We start from the raw sequence: 12,993 nt of genomic DNA, 5'->3' as shown, positions 1-12,993 counted from the left end.
AATAGAATGTAGACAGAATTTATAGAGAAGCGAAATACAGTGAATACACAACAGTTAGCGAAATTAAGAACATCGGTGCCAGAAATGCGTAGAGTACGGCACATTCATTTTGTCGGCATCGGTGGTGCTGGCATGGGTGGTATCGCTGAAGTGTTGGCTAACGAAGGTTATGAAATTAGTGGTTCAGATTTAGCACCTAATGCAGTGACTCAGCAACTGACTGAGTTAGGCGCCACTATCTATTTTAACCATCGTCCTGAAAACGTTGAAAACGCAAGTGTGGTCGTCGTTTCTACGGCTATTTCTGCAGAGAACCCTGAAATTCAAGCTGCAAAAGAGCTGCGTATCCCAGTGATTCGCCGTGCTGAAATGCTGGCTGAATTAATGCGTTACCGTCATGGTATCGCAGTGGCGGGAACTCACGGTAAAACAACGACAACGGCAATGATTTCTGGGATCTACGCTCAAGCGGGCTTAGACCCAACATTTGTGAATGGCGGATTAGTGAAATCAGCGGGAACCCATGCTCGCTTAGGTAGCAGCCGTTATTTAATCGCTGAAGCGGACGAAAGTGATGCATCATTTTTGCATTTACAGCCACTTGTTGCAGTTGTGACAAATATTGAAGCTGATCACATGGATACCTATCAGGGCAATTTTGAAAACCTGACAGATACCTTCATCAACTTCCTGCATAACTTGCCATTCTATGGCCGTGCAGTGATGTGTATCGATGACCCAGTGATCCGCTCATTATTACCAAAAATCGGTCGTTACATTACCACTTACGGCTTTAGTGACGATGCGGATGTTCGTATCACCAAGTACGAGCAAAAAGGGAATCAAGGCTTTTTCACGATTGCTCGTGAAGGCATGCCAGAATTAACTGTTGTGCTAAATGCACCTGGTCGCCACAATGCGCTCAATGCAACGGCAGCTGTTGCGGTAGCAACCGAAGAAGGCATCGACGATTTACACATTCTGTCCGCACTCGTGGAATTCCAAGGAACAGGTCGTCGTTTCGATTTCCTAGGTAACTACGTGCTGCGTAATGTGAATGGTAAAGAAGGCGAAGTGATGCTGGTGGATGACTATGGTCACCATCCAACAGAAGTGGATGCCACGATTAAAGCCGCTCGCGCAGGCTGGCCAGATAAACGTATCGTTATGGTTTTCCAGCCTCATCGTTATACGCGTACTCGTGACTTATACGATGATTTCGCAAACGTGCTAGGGCAGGTAGATGTCTTGCTAATGCTGGAAGTTTATTCTGCGGGTGAGAAGCCAGTTCCGGGAGCTGATAGCCGCTCATTATGCCGTACAATCCGCAGTCGTGGGCAGGTTGATCCTATTTTTGTGGCAGAACCTGAACAAGTTTCACATATGCTGGCACAAGTTCTTGATGATAACGACTTAATTTTAGTTCAAGGCGCAGGAAATATTGGTAAAATAGCCAAAAACCTAGCAGAAACGAAATTACAGCCACCGATGGTTGAGGAATAAGCATGACAGAAAAAATCGCGGTTCTCTTTGGCGGCACATCTGCTGAACGTGAAGTGTCACTTCAGTCTGGCAATGCTGTATTGGCGGGATTACGCCAAGCAGGCGTTGATGCGCATCCAATTGATACCCAAGATTTTCCTGTTGTGACATTAAAAGAAGCTGGGTTTGATAAAGCGTTTATCGCCTTACATGGTCGTGGCGGGGAAGACGGTACGATCCAAGGAATGCTTGAGTTTCTGGGGCTTCCATACACCGGCAGTGGCGTAATGGCATCTGCGCTGAGTATGGATAAACTACGCACCAAACAACTTTGGCAAGGCGCAGGGTTAAGTGTTTCCCCATATATTTCACTTAACAAGCAGAAATATACTAATATTAAAAAAGAGCAGTTAGCTCAGCAAGTTAAGCACTTAGGGCTGCCACTTATCGTTAAACCGAGTTTGGAAGGTTCCAGTGTTGGAATGAGCAAAGTTGATGCTCTGGATGCATTGCCAGAAGCCATTGAGCTTGCTTTCCAGTTTGACGATACGTTGTTGATTGAAAAGTGGTTAAGTGGTCCTGAGTATACGGTAGCGGTACTGGGGGACGAAGTTTTGCCTTCGATTCGTATTCAGCCACCGGGTATTTTCTATGATTATGAAGCAAAATATTTGTCTGATGAGACTCAATATTTCTGCCCAAGTGGTTTAACAAGCGACCTTGAAGCGAAACTGGCAGATATCGCAATGCAAGCTTATCAAGCGGTAGGCTGTCGTGGCTGGGGACGGGTTGATGTGATGCAAGATAGTGACGGGGAATTCTATTTACTCGAAGTAAATACTTCGCCAGGAATGACCAGTCACAGTTTAGTTCCAATGGCTGCGCGTCAAGCAGGTTTGGATTTTTCGCAGTTAGTGGTACGTATTTTGGAATTGGCTAGTTGATATGTCACAGGCAGCGTTAAACGTAAGGCATCATAATCACAATAGCGGTCAGCAAGATGAAGATCCGCGCTCAAGGCCAAGTAATGGGGCTTTTCTGGGCGGATTAATTTTCTTCCTGATGGTTGTCGGCACCATTGTGTGGAGCGGCTGGACTGTGATGAACTGGATGAAGGATGCCGATAGGCTGCCAATGTCCAAACTGATATTAACGGGAGAGCGCAACTACACCACCAATGACGATGTGCGAAAGGCAATTTTGTCATTAGGTCAGCCGGGAACCTTTATGACGGTGGATGTGAATGCGATTCAAAACCAAATCAGTATGATGCCGTGGATACGTCAAGTGACAGTGCGTAAACAGTGGCCGGATGAATTAAAAATCCATATTGCGGAGTACAAACCCTACGCAAGATGGAATGACCAAAACATGGTCGACCAAGAAGGGCGCGTATTTACCCTTCCACCAAGTCAAAATGGTAAAGGCGATTATGTGTTGCTGTATGGTCCGCAAGGAAGCCAAACAGAGGTTTTGAAAGAATTTGCTGTGCTAAGTGGTATTTTGGCGAAAAATAACTTGAAACTAAAATCCGTTTCTATGACAGCGCGCCATGCATGGCAGATTATTTTAGATAATGATGTAAGAGTCGAACTTGGGAAAAAAGATGTGTTAGAGCGGTTAAACCGTTTTCTCGAGCTTTATCCGCTCTTACAGCAAACGACTGATAAACGCGTCGACTATGTTGATTTGCGTTATACCAGTGGGGCAGCGGTGGGGTGGGCTCCTCTATTAGTTGACGCACCGCAAGGCTTCCAATAAGACAAATTGCTAATAACTCAAATTAGGCAGATAGGCAGAAGCAAATGATTAAAGCAACGGACAGAAAATTAGTGGTAGGCCTTGAAATTGGAACTTCCAAGGTGTCAGCCCTTGTAGGAGAAATTCTGCCCGATGGTATGGTTAATATTATTGGGGTGGGAAGCTGTCCATCTCGCGGAATGGACAAAGGTGGCGTTAACGATCTTGAGTCGGTTGTTAAATGCGTCCAAAGAGCGATTGACCAAGCTGAATTAATGGCAGATTGCCAAATTTCTTCTGTTTACCTTGCATTATCAGGTAAACATGTGAGCTGCCAAAATGAAATTGGTATGGTGCCAATTTCAGAAGAAGAAGTGACACAAGAAGACGTAGACAGCGTAGTTCATACGGCGAAATCTGTCCGAGTTAAAGACGAACACCGAATTTTGCATGTTATCCCGCAAGAATTCGCGATTGACTACCAAGAAGGCATTAAAAATCCAGTCGGTCTTTCTGGTGTTCGTATGCAAGCTAAAGTTCATCTGATCACTTGCCATAACGATATGGCAAAGAACATTGTGAAAGCCGTTGAGCGTTGCGGGTTAAAAGTTGATCAGCTTATTTTTGCCGGTCTTGCTGCAAGCTACAGTGTGTTGACTGAAGATGAGCGCGAATTAGGTGTCTGTGTTGTTGATGTCGGTGGCGGCACAATGGACATGGCAGTATATACGGGTGGTGCTTTGCGTCATACCAAAGTGATCCCATACGCAGGTAATGTGGTGACAAGTGATATCGCTTACGCATTTGGTACGCCGCCAACAGATGCCGAAGCGATTAAAGTGCGTCACGGTTGTGCAGTCGGTTCGATTGTGAGTAAAGATGAAACGGTGGAAGTACCGAGTGTTGGCGGTCGTCCACCGAGAAGTTTACAGCGTCAAACCTTAGCGGAAGTGATTGAGCCACGGTATACTGAGCTGTTAAATTTAGTGAATGAAGAAATTTTAAATTTACAGGAACAGTTACGCCAGCAAGGTGTCAAACACCACTTAGCGGCAGGGATAGTTTTGACGGGTGGGGCAGCACAGATTGACGGGCTAGTTGAATGCGCTCAAAAAGTGTTCCATACACAGGTCAGAATCGGTACCCCACTTAATATAACAGGATTAACGGATTATGCTCAGGAGCCGTACTACTCCACAGCGGTAGGGCTTCTGCATTACGGTAAAGAAAGCCACCTTGGCGATGATACCGAGACGGAAAAACGTGCTTCAGTTAGCGGGTGGTTTAGTAAGCTTACCAGCTGGCTGAGAAAAGAATTTTAATTTTTATTTAGAAGCATATTATTAGCTTCAATAGTAAGCACAAAACGGAGAGACATTATGTTTGAACCAATGGAGCTAACCAACGATGCGGTGATTAAAGTCATCGGCGTTGGCGGCGGCGGCGGAAATGCCGTTGAACACATGGTACGCGAGCGCATCGAGGGTGTTGAGTTCTTTGCAGTCAACACCGACGCACAAGCCCTGCGTAAAACCGCAGTCGGACAAACCATTCAGATCGGTACCGGTATTACTAAAGGTCTGGGTGCGGGTGCAAACCCAGAAGTCGGCCGTAATGCGGCAGAAGAAGACCGTGAAGCACTGCGCAATGCTCTTGATGGCGCAGATATGGTGTTCATCGCTGCAGGTATGGGCGGTGGTACTGGTACGGGTGCAGCACCAGTCGTTGCTGAAGTGGCTAAAGAATTAGGTATCCTAACCGTTGCTGTCGTGACTAAGCCATTCAATTTCGAAGGCAAAAAGCGTATGGCATTCGCGGAAGCGGGTATCACTGAGCTGTCTAAGCACGTTGACTCGCTGATCACTATCCCTAACGACAAGTTACTGAAAGTACTTGGTCGTGGTATCTCTTTACTGGATGCTTTTGGTGCAGCTAACGACGTATTAAAAGGTGCAGTTCAAGGTATCGCTGAGCTGATCACCCGCCCAGGCTTAATGAACGTGGACTTTGCTGACGTACGTACTGTGATGTCAGAAATGGGCTACGCGATGATGGGTTCTGGTGTGGCTCGTGGTGAAGATAGAGCGGAAGAAGCTGCTGAAATGGCAATTTCTAGCCCACTTCTGGAAGATATCGACCTGTCTGGCGCGCGTGGTGTTCTGGTCAACATCACTGCTGGTTTTGACCTACGCTTGGATGAGTTTGAAACAGTGGGTAATACCATTCGTGCATTCGCATCAGATAATGCGACTGTCGTAATCGGTACCTCTTTAGACCCAGAAATGCATGAAGAATTGCGCGTGACTGTTGTTGCTACTGGTATTGGTATGGACAAGCGTCCAGAAATTACTTTAGTGAGCAATAAAATGTCTCAGCAAGCTTCTATGGAGCAACGCTATCAGCAAATGCAAAATAGCATGTCTTCATTAAATGATGAAAAACCAGCTGCAAAAGCCGTTAACGACCAAAATACACAAGTAAATAAAGAGCCGGATTACTTAGATATCCCAGCTTTCTTGCGTAAACAGGCCGATTAATTTTTAATTAGATTGGTTTTTCCGCTTTTTGTGCTAAAATTTTCTACTGGTTATCAATTAAGATAGCCAGTAGGACTTATAACATTGCGAGAAAATACGATGATCAAACAACGGACACTTAAACGTATTATTAAAGCGACTGGTGTTGGTTTACATACCGGCAAGAAAGTTACGCTTACTTTACGTCCGGCACCGGCCAATACCGGGGTCATCTACCGTCGTACTGACCTTAATCCACCGGTAGATTTTCCGGCAGATGCGAAATCAGTTCGCGATACGATGTTATGTACTTGCTTAGTCAACGAAGATAACGTACGTATTTCGACGGTTGAACATTTGAATGCTGCTTTAGCAGGATTAGGCATCGATAACATTGTTATTGAAGTCAATGCGCCTGAAATCCCGATTATGGATGGCAGTGCTGCACCGTTTGTTTTCTTACTGCTAGATGGCGGTATTGAAGAATTAAATTGTGCGAAGAAATTCTTACGCATTAAAGAAACTGTACGTGTTGAAGATGGTGATAAGTGGGCAGAAATGTCCCCATACAATGGCTTTAGCCTTGATTTCACTATCGATTTCCAACATCCTGCAATTGATAGCAGCACGCAACGCTATGCAATGGATTTCTCTGCGGAATCTTTTGTAAACCAAATTAGCCGCGCGCGTACCTTCGGTTTCATGCGTGACATTGAATATCTGCAATCGAAAGGCCTATGCTTAGGCGGTAGTTTTGACTGTGCTATCGTCGTTGATGACTATAAAGTACTCAACGAAGATGGTTTACGCTTTGAAGATGAATTCGTTCGTCACAAAATGCTCGATGCAATTGGTGACTTATTCATGTGTGGACATAACATTATTGGTGCATTCACTGCATTCAAATCGGGTCACGCACTGAATAACAAATTGCTGCAAGCGGTTCTGGCTAAAGAATCTGCTTGGGATCTGGTCACCTTTGAAGATGAAGCTGAATTACCTCTGGCATTCAAAGCGCCTTCGACTGTATTCGCATAATAGTTTCTATTATGCGGCTATCTCTGCCAGTCAGAGTTAGTCTTTTCTGTTGGTTGCATTAGTACTCTCTCCGGCTAATGCAGCCAGCCGCTCAAACTTCTCTTTTAATCCCTTCGGACTCTTTTTCGCTAATCTTAATAACTGCTCAGCGGTTTGCGTACTAATCTTTCTTTGATTACGATTTTCTTTATGATTCACTGATTGCTTATTCAATGAGCTATTTTGCTTAGATTTTCGTATAAGATCGGGGTTGATTCTGATGTCGATGGAAGATAAAGATGGTAGAATAGACGACCTTAATGCAGAAGTAAGATTCATTTTCTCGTAATTAAGGCGGGTCATCCAACTGGCATTAGCCACTTCGATAACCATAATGTTATTACGGTAGTTTGCCACCCGACACATGGGTTTAATTTCCGCTGGCAGCAAACTTTTTACAACACGATTCAATTTTAGAATAGCTTTTGCATTTCGCTGAATAGTTTGTAAAGTGTTTGATGTTTTTGCCAGAGACTCTTCGAGAACATCGAAAAGTGCTTGTGGATGACTATCTCTCATTGTGAACTCTCATTTTACGCGATTGCTAAAGATGTCAGAACATAATTGGGAATCATACTTTAATCTATAAATTATATAAGAGTTTGATGGGCATTTTAAATTTTTGGCGACATTTAGGTAGACGATACTTCTGGTCCCACCTGTTATTAGGTGTTGTGGCTACGGGTGTTGGCTTGCCTACAATTTTAAATGCCTTATCAGAATCTCAGCAAGCTCAAGTTAATTCTGCGCCAGCCAATCGACAAAGCCAAGCTGTAAATGCTTTCGATAACTTATTTGCTCAGCAGAACTCTCAACGCTCTTCATCCTCATCTTCTTACTCCGTCAATTACTGGCAGCAGCATGCGGTACGTAATGTTATCCGCCAACTGACTTTTGCCTTTTCAGCGACAGAAGATGAAGATACTGACAAAAGTAAGCTACAAAAAGAGACGCTATTTGCCCCTCAATTAATGTTAGATACGCTGTACGCGATGTTGGCGCAGCGATCTTTACAATGGGATGTGGCGACGACTCAAGCTAGCGAACATATATACCCTCTCTTTACTGTTTATCAGCCCGCAATTTGGGTTGCTCAGGTATATGGCATTCGGGCTGGACCCTTTATCGCCTAAATCCATTTAACGATGTTAAGCCTACCATTGGGTCGTTTCTCATCGTGTCAAAAATCATCGATTCAAATAATTAATTGATTTACCTGAGAAAAAATATGTTAACTAAATTATTAACCAAAGTATTTGGTAGCCGTAATGACCGTACTCTGCGCCGTCTGCGTAAAGAAGTGGAAAAAATTAACAAGCTAGAGCCTGAGTTTGAGAAATTATCGGATGACGAGCTGAAAGCCAAAACCGTAGAATTTCGTGAGCGTTTAAAACAAGGCGAAAGTATTGAAAATATGATCCCTGAAGCGTTTGCGACAGTGCGTGAAGCAAGTAAACGTGTCTTCGGTATGCGTCACTTCGATGTTCAGTTAATCGGTGGTATGGTACTGAACGAGCGCTGCATCGCAGAAATGCGTACAGGTGAAGGTAAAACACTAACTGCAACGCTGCCAGCATACATTAACGCATTATCAGGCAAAGGGGTTCACGTTGTTACAGTGAACGACTACCTAGCAAAACGAGATGCGGAAAATAACCGTCCATTATTCGAGTTTTTAGGCTTAACTGTTGGTATTAACTTATCGGGTATGGCTCCACCTGCTAAGCGCCAAGCTTATGCGGAAGATATTACTTACGGTACCAACAATGAGTTTGGTTTCGATTATCTACGTGACAATATGGCATTTAGCCCAGAAGATCGCGTTCAACGTAAATTGCATTATGCATTAGTGGATGAGGTGGACTCCATTCTTATCGATGAAGCGCGTACGCCACTGATCATTTCTGGTCCAGCGGAAGATAGCTCAGACCTGTATATTAAAGTGGATAAACTGATCCCGAAATTAATTCGCCAAGAAAAAGAAGACTCGGACACTTTCCAAGGCGAAGGTCACTTCTCTGTTGATGAAAAATCTCGTCAGGTAACAATCACAGAGCGCGGTCTAGTTCTCGTTGAAGAATTACTAGCAAAAGCAGGATTAATGGATGAGGGTGAATCGCTTTATTCACCATCAAACATCATGCTGATGCACCACGTTATGGCCGGTTTACGTGCCCACGCGCTGTTTACTCGTGATGTTGATTATATTGTTAAAGATAACCAAGTTATCATTGTCGACGAGCATACTGGCCGTACAATGGAAGGGCGTCGTTGGTCTGATGGTCTGCACCAAGCTGTTGAAGCAAAAGAAGGTGTTGAGATCCATAATGAAAACCAAACATTGGCATCGATTACTTTCCAGAACTATTTCCGCTTATACGAAAAACTAGCGGGTATGACCGGTACTGCGGATACCGAAGCATTCGAATTTAGCTCAATTTATAAGCTGGATACGATTGTTATCCCAACTAACCGTCCAATGGTTCGTAAAGACATGCCTGACTTAGTCTATATGACTGAAGCAGACAAATTTGAAGCAATTATTGAAGATATCCGTGATAAAACCGCCAAAGGTCAGCCAGTTCTGGTTGGTACTATTTCGATTGAAAAATCTGAATTAATTTCTCATGCGCTGACTAAAGCAAAAATTGCTCATAACGTATTGAATGCGAAATTCCACGCAATGGAAGCTGACATTATTGCTAACGCGGGGCAAAAAAGCGCTGTAACCATCGCAACTAACATGGCGGGTCGTGGTACCGATATCATGTTAGGGGGAAGCTGGCAGTCAGAAGTGGCTGCGTTAGAGAACCCAACGCAAGAACAAATTGATGAAATCAAAGCGAACTGGAAAATTCGTCACGATGAAGTGTTAGCAGCTGGTGGTTTACATATCATCGGTACAGAGCGCCATGAATCTCGCCGTATCGATAACCAGTTACGTGGTCGTGCGGGACGTCAAGGTGATGCTGGTTCATCACGTTTCTATCTGTCAATGGAAGATGCTTTAATGCGTATCTTCGCATCAGACCGTGTAACGGGCATGATGAAAAAACTGGGTATGAAACCGGGCGAAGCTATTGAGCACCCTTGGGTCACAAAAGCAATTGCTAACGCACAGCGTAAAGTTGAAAGCCGTAACTTTGATATTCGTAAACAGTTACTTGAGTATGATGATGTGGCAAGTGACCAACGTCGCGCTATCTATACTCAGCGTAATGAATTGCTGGATGGCGGCGATATTAAAGAAACCGTAGACAGCATTCGTGAAGATGTCTTTACCACTATTATTGATGCGTATATTCCGCCTCAATCACTGGAAGAAATGTGGGACATTGATGGTCTGCAAAAACGTTTAGTGAACGATTTTGACCTCGACTTACCAATTCAAGAGTGGTTAGACAAAGAGCCTGAACTTCACGAAGAAACCTTGCGTGAGCGTATCATGGAAAAAGCGATTGAAATTTACCAACGTAAAGAAGAGATCGTTAGCTCCGAAGCCATGCGTAACTTCGAAAAAGGCGTTATGTTGCAAACGCTGGATACATTATGGAAAGAGCATTTGGCTTCCATGGACTATCTACGTCAAGGTATCCATTTACGTGGCTATGCACAAAAAGATCCAAAACAAGAGTACAAGCGTGAATCCTTCAGTATGTTTGCTAACATGTTGGAAGCATTGAAATATGAAGTGATCAGTACCTTGTCAAAAGTACAAGTACGTTTACCGGAAGAAGTTGAAGCGTTAGAACAACAACGTCGTGAAGAAGCTGAACGTCTGGCGAAGAAACAGCATTTAAGCCATGAGGCAGAAGCTGAATCTCTAATGACAGAAGCAGAAGCGAAGATTGCAACCCAAGGTAATAAAATTGGTCGTAATGATCCATGCCCTTGTGGTTCTGGTAAAAAATACAAGCAGTGCCATGGCCGCTTAAACTAATTTAGAATTTAATAAATAATCAATAAAGGCGGGGAAACCCGCCTTTTTAGTGAAGAAATTATGGAAAAAAAACATCTGCATATTGCCGCTGGGATCATTCGTAATTCTCAGCAACATATTTTTATTACTCAGCGACCTGAAGGCACGCACATGGCTGGGTTTTGGGAATTTCCTGGTGGGAAGCTAGAAAAAGGGGAAGACCCGAAGGACGCACTGATCCGCGAATTGGAAGAAGAAGTGGGTATTGCGGTGATTGACTGTGATTTATTCCATCAAGTTGATCATGAATTTGACGATAGATTTATTACGCTCTACTTCTTTATGGTTTCAGGCTGGGAAAATGATCCCTATGGAAAAGAAGGGCAAAAATCACGTTGGGTTGAGCAGCAAAGCTTAGTCGCTGAAGAGTTTCCACCGGCTAATCGCGTGATTGTTGATATGCTAACGAAGGACGCATAACAGCAAGTCGCTAGTAATGAAGATGAAAATAGCCTAATGCAGAGATTTGGCTATTTTCATTATCAACACAGATAAAGTGAAATTAATGCTCAGGTGCTTCACTCCAATTATCGCTATCGGAAATATTACCTTGGCTTTCAATGCGTTTTTCTTCTGCTGCCCACTCGCCTAGATCAATCAGTTGACATCTCTTACTGCAAAATGGGCGGAAAGGGCTGGATTCATTCCAAGTCACGACTTTTTGGCAAGTCGGACAATTGACTTCAATAATTTCATTCATACATGGACTCTCAAACTAACAACAGGCTAACTGAAAACGAATTACGTCTGGGAGTATACCATTCTCGCTATCGATATGAAGAAAACGTAAGGCAAAGCGCGTTTTATGTCCTGAAATTTGAGGGTATATCAAATGCTCTGGCGATAACCTAATACGTAAAAGCTCTTTTCCTTCGACATTACCTTGAAAGAAACCATTGTGAGATTCGGCTGATTCAAAACTTCCATTTTGACGGATTAGTGATAACACGGTTTGTAAGGCATCATGCAGTGGATCTAAACTATTTAGCCAGTTTTTGATTTCGTTATCTCTATCTGATTGGGGAATATTTAGCCACAGTTGAAGGGTGGGCAAATCAAAGCTACAGCATCCACCGGGAATACTGAGGCGTTGGCGAACCATACTAATAATTTTATCGTTACGTAGCTGATGACCAAATCGAGGTGCGGACATTAAACTGCTTATTTTCGGCGTTAGGTCATTTAAAAGAGAGGTGATTAATGTTTTATCAACATTTGGGGCATCGGCCCAACTGAGTAGCCTACTTTTTTGTTTTTCTAGTTCTTTGATAAGATCAGAGCGAACTTCACCTCTATCTAAAATTTCAATCAGTTCAGAAACAGAACGGAAAAAGGCGATTCCAGAAGAGTAGGAGGTTATCTGGCTCTGTTCATAGATTTGCATTAATAATGTTTCAAGCCGCAGCCAAGAACGAATTTTTTCATTCATTGGATATTCATAAGTAACCAAAGTCGTTTCGATTTTTTCGCTCATGCTCATTCCTATTCTTTTTGTGCTGCAAGTGCTAGGTATTGTTTGTGTAGTTCTGCAACTCTATTTGGCAGCTCAGTATTATTTGTATGATTAGTGATGATGTCGTCAGCATACGACAACCTTTCTTCTCGAGATGCTTGAGCATTTAATATATTAATAACATGCTCTAGGTTAGTGTCATCTCGCCGGATGGTTCTCTCTATTTGCTCTTCTCTTGTTACATCTACGACAAGAACACGATCTGCTAAATGCGAAATTTTATTTTCAATAAGCAGGGGGACTACCCATAAAACATAAGGATAGTTAACCTGCTGAAGTTGTTTCTGTGTTTCTTGTTGTATCAAAGGATGAAGCAGTGCATTTAGCCACGCTTTTTCTTTTGGTTCGGAAAAAACAACTGACCGTAAAAAGCCTCTATTTAAGGTGCCATCATGGTTTAACACGTTTTGACCAAAGTGCTGCTGAATGCTGATCAATGCAGGGGTATTAGGTTCAACCATTTGGCGTGCGATGATATCAGCATCAACAAGGGGTACCCCTTGTTTAGCAAATTCGTTGGCAACGGTTGTTTTACCGCTTCCTATCCCCCCAGTGAGGGCAACTATATAAGACATAAATGATTCATTAGTTCACGGGAAATAAGTCAGGTTACACTGAAAGTTTTAATTTGTCTGTATACAATTGAGTCAAGTTATCATGTTATGGATATATGTGTGATTCCAATC

13 protein-coding genes are annotated in these 12,993 nt (G+C 43.3%); 9 read left to right on the top strand and 4 right to left on the bottom strand.

Features of this window, described 5'->3' with window-relative positions:
* Positions 1-84 precede the first annotated feature (84 nt).
* The 6 genes from murC (at position 85) to lpxC (ending at position 6,776) form a co-directional block, all read left to right on the top strand.
* Positions 85-1,503 (top strand): UDP-N-acetylmuramate--L-alanine ligase, encoded by a 1,419-nt coding sequence (gene murC, locus HFU86_RS14085; protein ID WP_222717691.1) that lies wholly within the window; start codon positions 85-87, stop codon positions 1,501-1,503.
* A gap of 2 nt (positions 1,504-1,505) precedes the next feature.
* Positions 1,506-2,426 (top strand): D-alanine--D-alanine ligase, encoded by a 921-nt coding sequence (locus HFU86_RS14080; RefSeq protein WP_036951196.1) that lies wholly within the window; start codon positions 1,506-1,508, stop codon positions 2,424-2,426.
* Position 2,427: 1 nt separating this feature from the next.
* Positions 2,428-3,243: a cell division protein FtsQ gene (gene ftsQ / locus HFU86_RS14075; protein WP_036951195.1), complete on the top strand. Its 816-nt coding sequence runs from the start codon at positions 2,428-2,430 to the stop codon at positions 3,241-3,243.
* A 44-nt stretch (positions 3,244-3,287) separates the two neighbouring features.
* Entirely contained in the window at positions 3,288-4,544 is a 1,257-nt protein-coding gene (gene ftsA, locus HFU86_RS14070) for a cell division protein FtsA (RefSeq protein WP_036951194.1), read from the top strand.
* Positions 4,545-4,601: 57 nt separating this feature from the next.
* Positions 4,602-5,759: a cell division protein FtsZ gene (ftsZ, locus tag HFU86_RS14065; RefSeq protein WP_036951193.1), complete on the top strand. Its 1,158-nt coding sequence runs from the start codon at positions 4,602-4,604 to the stop codon at positions 5,757-5,759.
* A 99-nt stretch (positions 5,760-5,858) separates the two neighbouring features.
* Positions 5,859-6,776 (top strand): UDP-3-O-acyl-N-acetylglucosamine deacetylase, encoded by a 918-nt coding sequence (lpxC, locus tag HFU86_RS14060; protein ID WP_006660764.1) that lies wholly within the window; start codon positions 5,859-5,861, stop codon positions 6,774-6,776.
* Positions 6,777-6,812: 36 nt separating this feature from the next.
* Here lpxC and HFU86_RS14055 read toward each other — a convergent pair whose 3' ends face one another.
* Positions 6,813-7,334, bottom strand: a complete 522-nt coding sequence (locus HFU86_RS14055) for a DUF721 domain-containing protein (RefSeq protein WP_132495799.1) — start codon at positions 7,332-7,334, stop codon at positions 6,813-6,815.
* 86 nt (positions 7,335-7,420) lie between these two features.
* Here HFU86_RS14055 and secM point away from each other — a divergent pair, with 86 nt between their 5' ends.
* From secM to mutT, 3 genes are all read left to right on the top strand, one after another.
* On the top strand, positions 7,421-7,948 hold the full coding sequence (gene secM / locus HFU86_RS14050) for a secA translation cis-regulator SecM (protein WP_132495798.1): 528 nt from the start codon (positions 7,421-7,423) through the stop codon (positions 7,946-7,948).
* Positions 7,949-8,043: 95 nt separating this feature from the next.
* Positions 8,044-10,755 carry a preprotein translocase subunit SecA gene (gene secA, locus HFU86_RS14045; protein ID WP_187129508.1) on the top strand — a complete coding sequence of 904 codons (2,712 nt, stop codon included), beginning with the start codon at positions 8,044-8,046 and terminating at the stop codon, positions 10,753-10,755.
* Between the two features lie 60 nt (positions 10,756-10,815).
* Positions 10,816-11,214: an 8-oxo-dGTP diphosphatase MutT gene (gene mutT, locus HFU86_RS14040; protein WP_187129507.1), complete on the top strand. Its 399-nt coding sequence runs from the start codon at positions 10,816-10,818 to the stop codon at positions 11,212-11,214.
* Between the two features lie 82 nt (positions 11,215-11,296).
* On the opposite strand, the gene yacG is transcribed toward mutT, so the two are convergent.
* The 3 genes from yacG to coaE are packed head-to-tail and all read right to left on the bottom strand — an operon-like array spanning position 11,297 to position 12,882.
* Positions 11,297-11,494, bottom strand: a complete 198-nt coding sequence (yacG, locus tag HFU86_RS14035) for a DNA gyrase inhibitor YacG (protein WP_187129506.1) — start codon at positions 11,492-11,494, stop codon at positions 11,297-11,299.
* A 15-nt stretch (positions 11,495-11,509) separates the two neighbouring features.
* The gene (gene zapD, locus HFU86_RS14030; RefSeq protein WP_187129505.1) at positions 11,510-12,268 is read right to left on the bottom strand and encodes a cell division protein ZapD; all 759 of its coding nucleotides are present in this window, start codon (positions 12,266-12,268) and stop codon (positions 11,510-11,512) included.
* Positions 12,269-12,276: 8 nt separating this feature from the next.
* Positions 12,277-12,882 carry a dephospho-CoA kinase gene (gene coaE / locus HFU86_RS14025; protein WP_187129504.1) on the bottom strand — a complete coding sequence of 202 codons (606 nt, stop codon included), beginning with the start codon at positions 12,880-12,882 and terminating at the stop codon, positions 12,277-12,279.
* Positions 12,883-12,993 lie beyond the last annotated feature (111 nt).

This window comes from Providencia sp. JUb39, assembly GCF_012272845.1.
GTDB classification, from domain to species: Bacteria; Pseudomonadota; Gammaproteobacteria; order Enterobacterales; family Enterobacteriaceae; genus Providencia; species Providencia lanzhouensis.
This window is presented reverse-complemented; position numbering and strand designations above follow the sequence as displayed.

What these genes read in the sequence shown, in the direction of transcription:
- murC (WP_222717691.1), top strand. Translation starts at nt 85, where the DNA reads ATGCGTAGAGTACGGCACATTCATTTTGTCGGCATCGGTGGTGCTGGC.
- HFU86_RS14080 (WP_036951196.1), top strand. Translation starts at nt 1,506, where the DNA reads ATGACAGAAAAAATCGCGGTTCTCTTTGGCGGCACATCTGCTGAACGT.
- ftsQ (WP_036951195.1), top strand. Translation starts at nt 2,428, where the DNA reads ATGTCACAGGCAGCGTTAAACGTAAGGCATCATAATCACAATAGCGGT.
- ftsA (WP_036951194.1), top strand. Translation starts at nt 3,288, where the DNA reads ATGATTAAAGCAACGGACAGAAAATTAGTGGTAGGCCTTGAAATTGGA.
- ftsZ (WP_036951193.1), top strand. Translation starts at nt 4,602, where the DNA reads ATGTTTGAACCAATGGAGCTAACCAACGATGCGGTGATTAAAGTCATC.
- lpxC (WP_006660764.1), top strand. Translation starts at nt 5,859, where the DNA reads ATGATCAAACAACGGACACTTAAACGTATTATTAAAGCGACTGGTGTT.
- HFU86_RS14055 (WP_132495799.1), bottom strand. Translation starts at nt 7,334, where the DNA reads ATGAGAGATAGTCATCCACAAGCACTTTTCGATGTTCTCGAAGAGTCT.
- secM (WP_132495798.1), top strand. Translation starts at nt 7,421, where the DNA reads ATGGGCATTTTAAATTTTTGGCGACATTTAGGTAGACGATACTTCTGG.
- secA (WP_187129508.1), top strand. Translation starts at nt 8,044, where the DNA reads ATGTTAACTAAATTATTAACCAAAGTATTTGGTAGCCGTAATGACCGT.
- mutT (WP_187129507.1), top strand. Translation starts at nt 10,816, where the DNA reads ATGGAAAAAAAACATCTGCATATTGCCGCTGGGATCATTCGTAATTCT.
- yacG (WP_187129506.1), bottom strand. Translation starts at nt 11,494, where the DNA reads ATGAATGAAATTATTGAAGTCAATTGTCCGACTTGCCAAAAAGTCGTG.
- zapD (WP_187129505.1), bottom strand. Translation starts at nt 12,268, where the DNA reads ATGAGCGAAAAAATCGAAACGACTTTGGTTACTTATGAATATCCAATG.
- coaE (WP_187129504.1), bottom strand. Translation starts at nt 12,882, where the DNA reads ATGTCTTATATAGTTGCCCTCACTGGGGGGATAGGAAGCGGTAAAACA.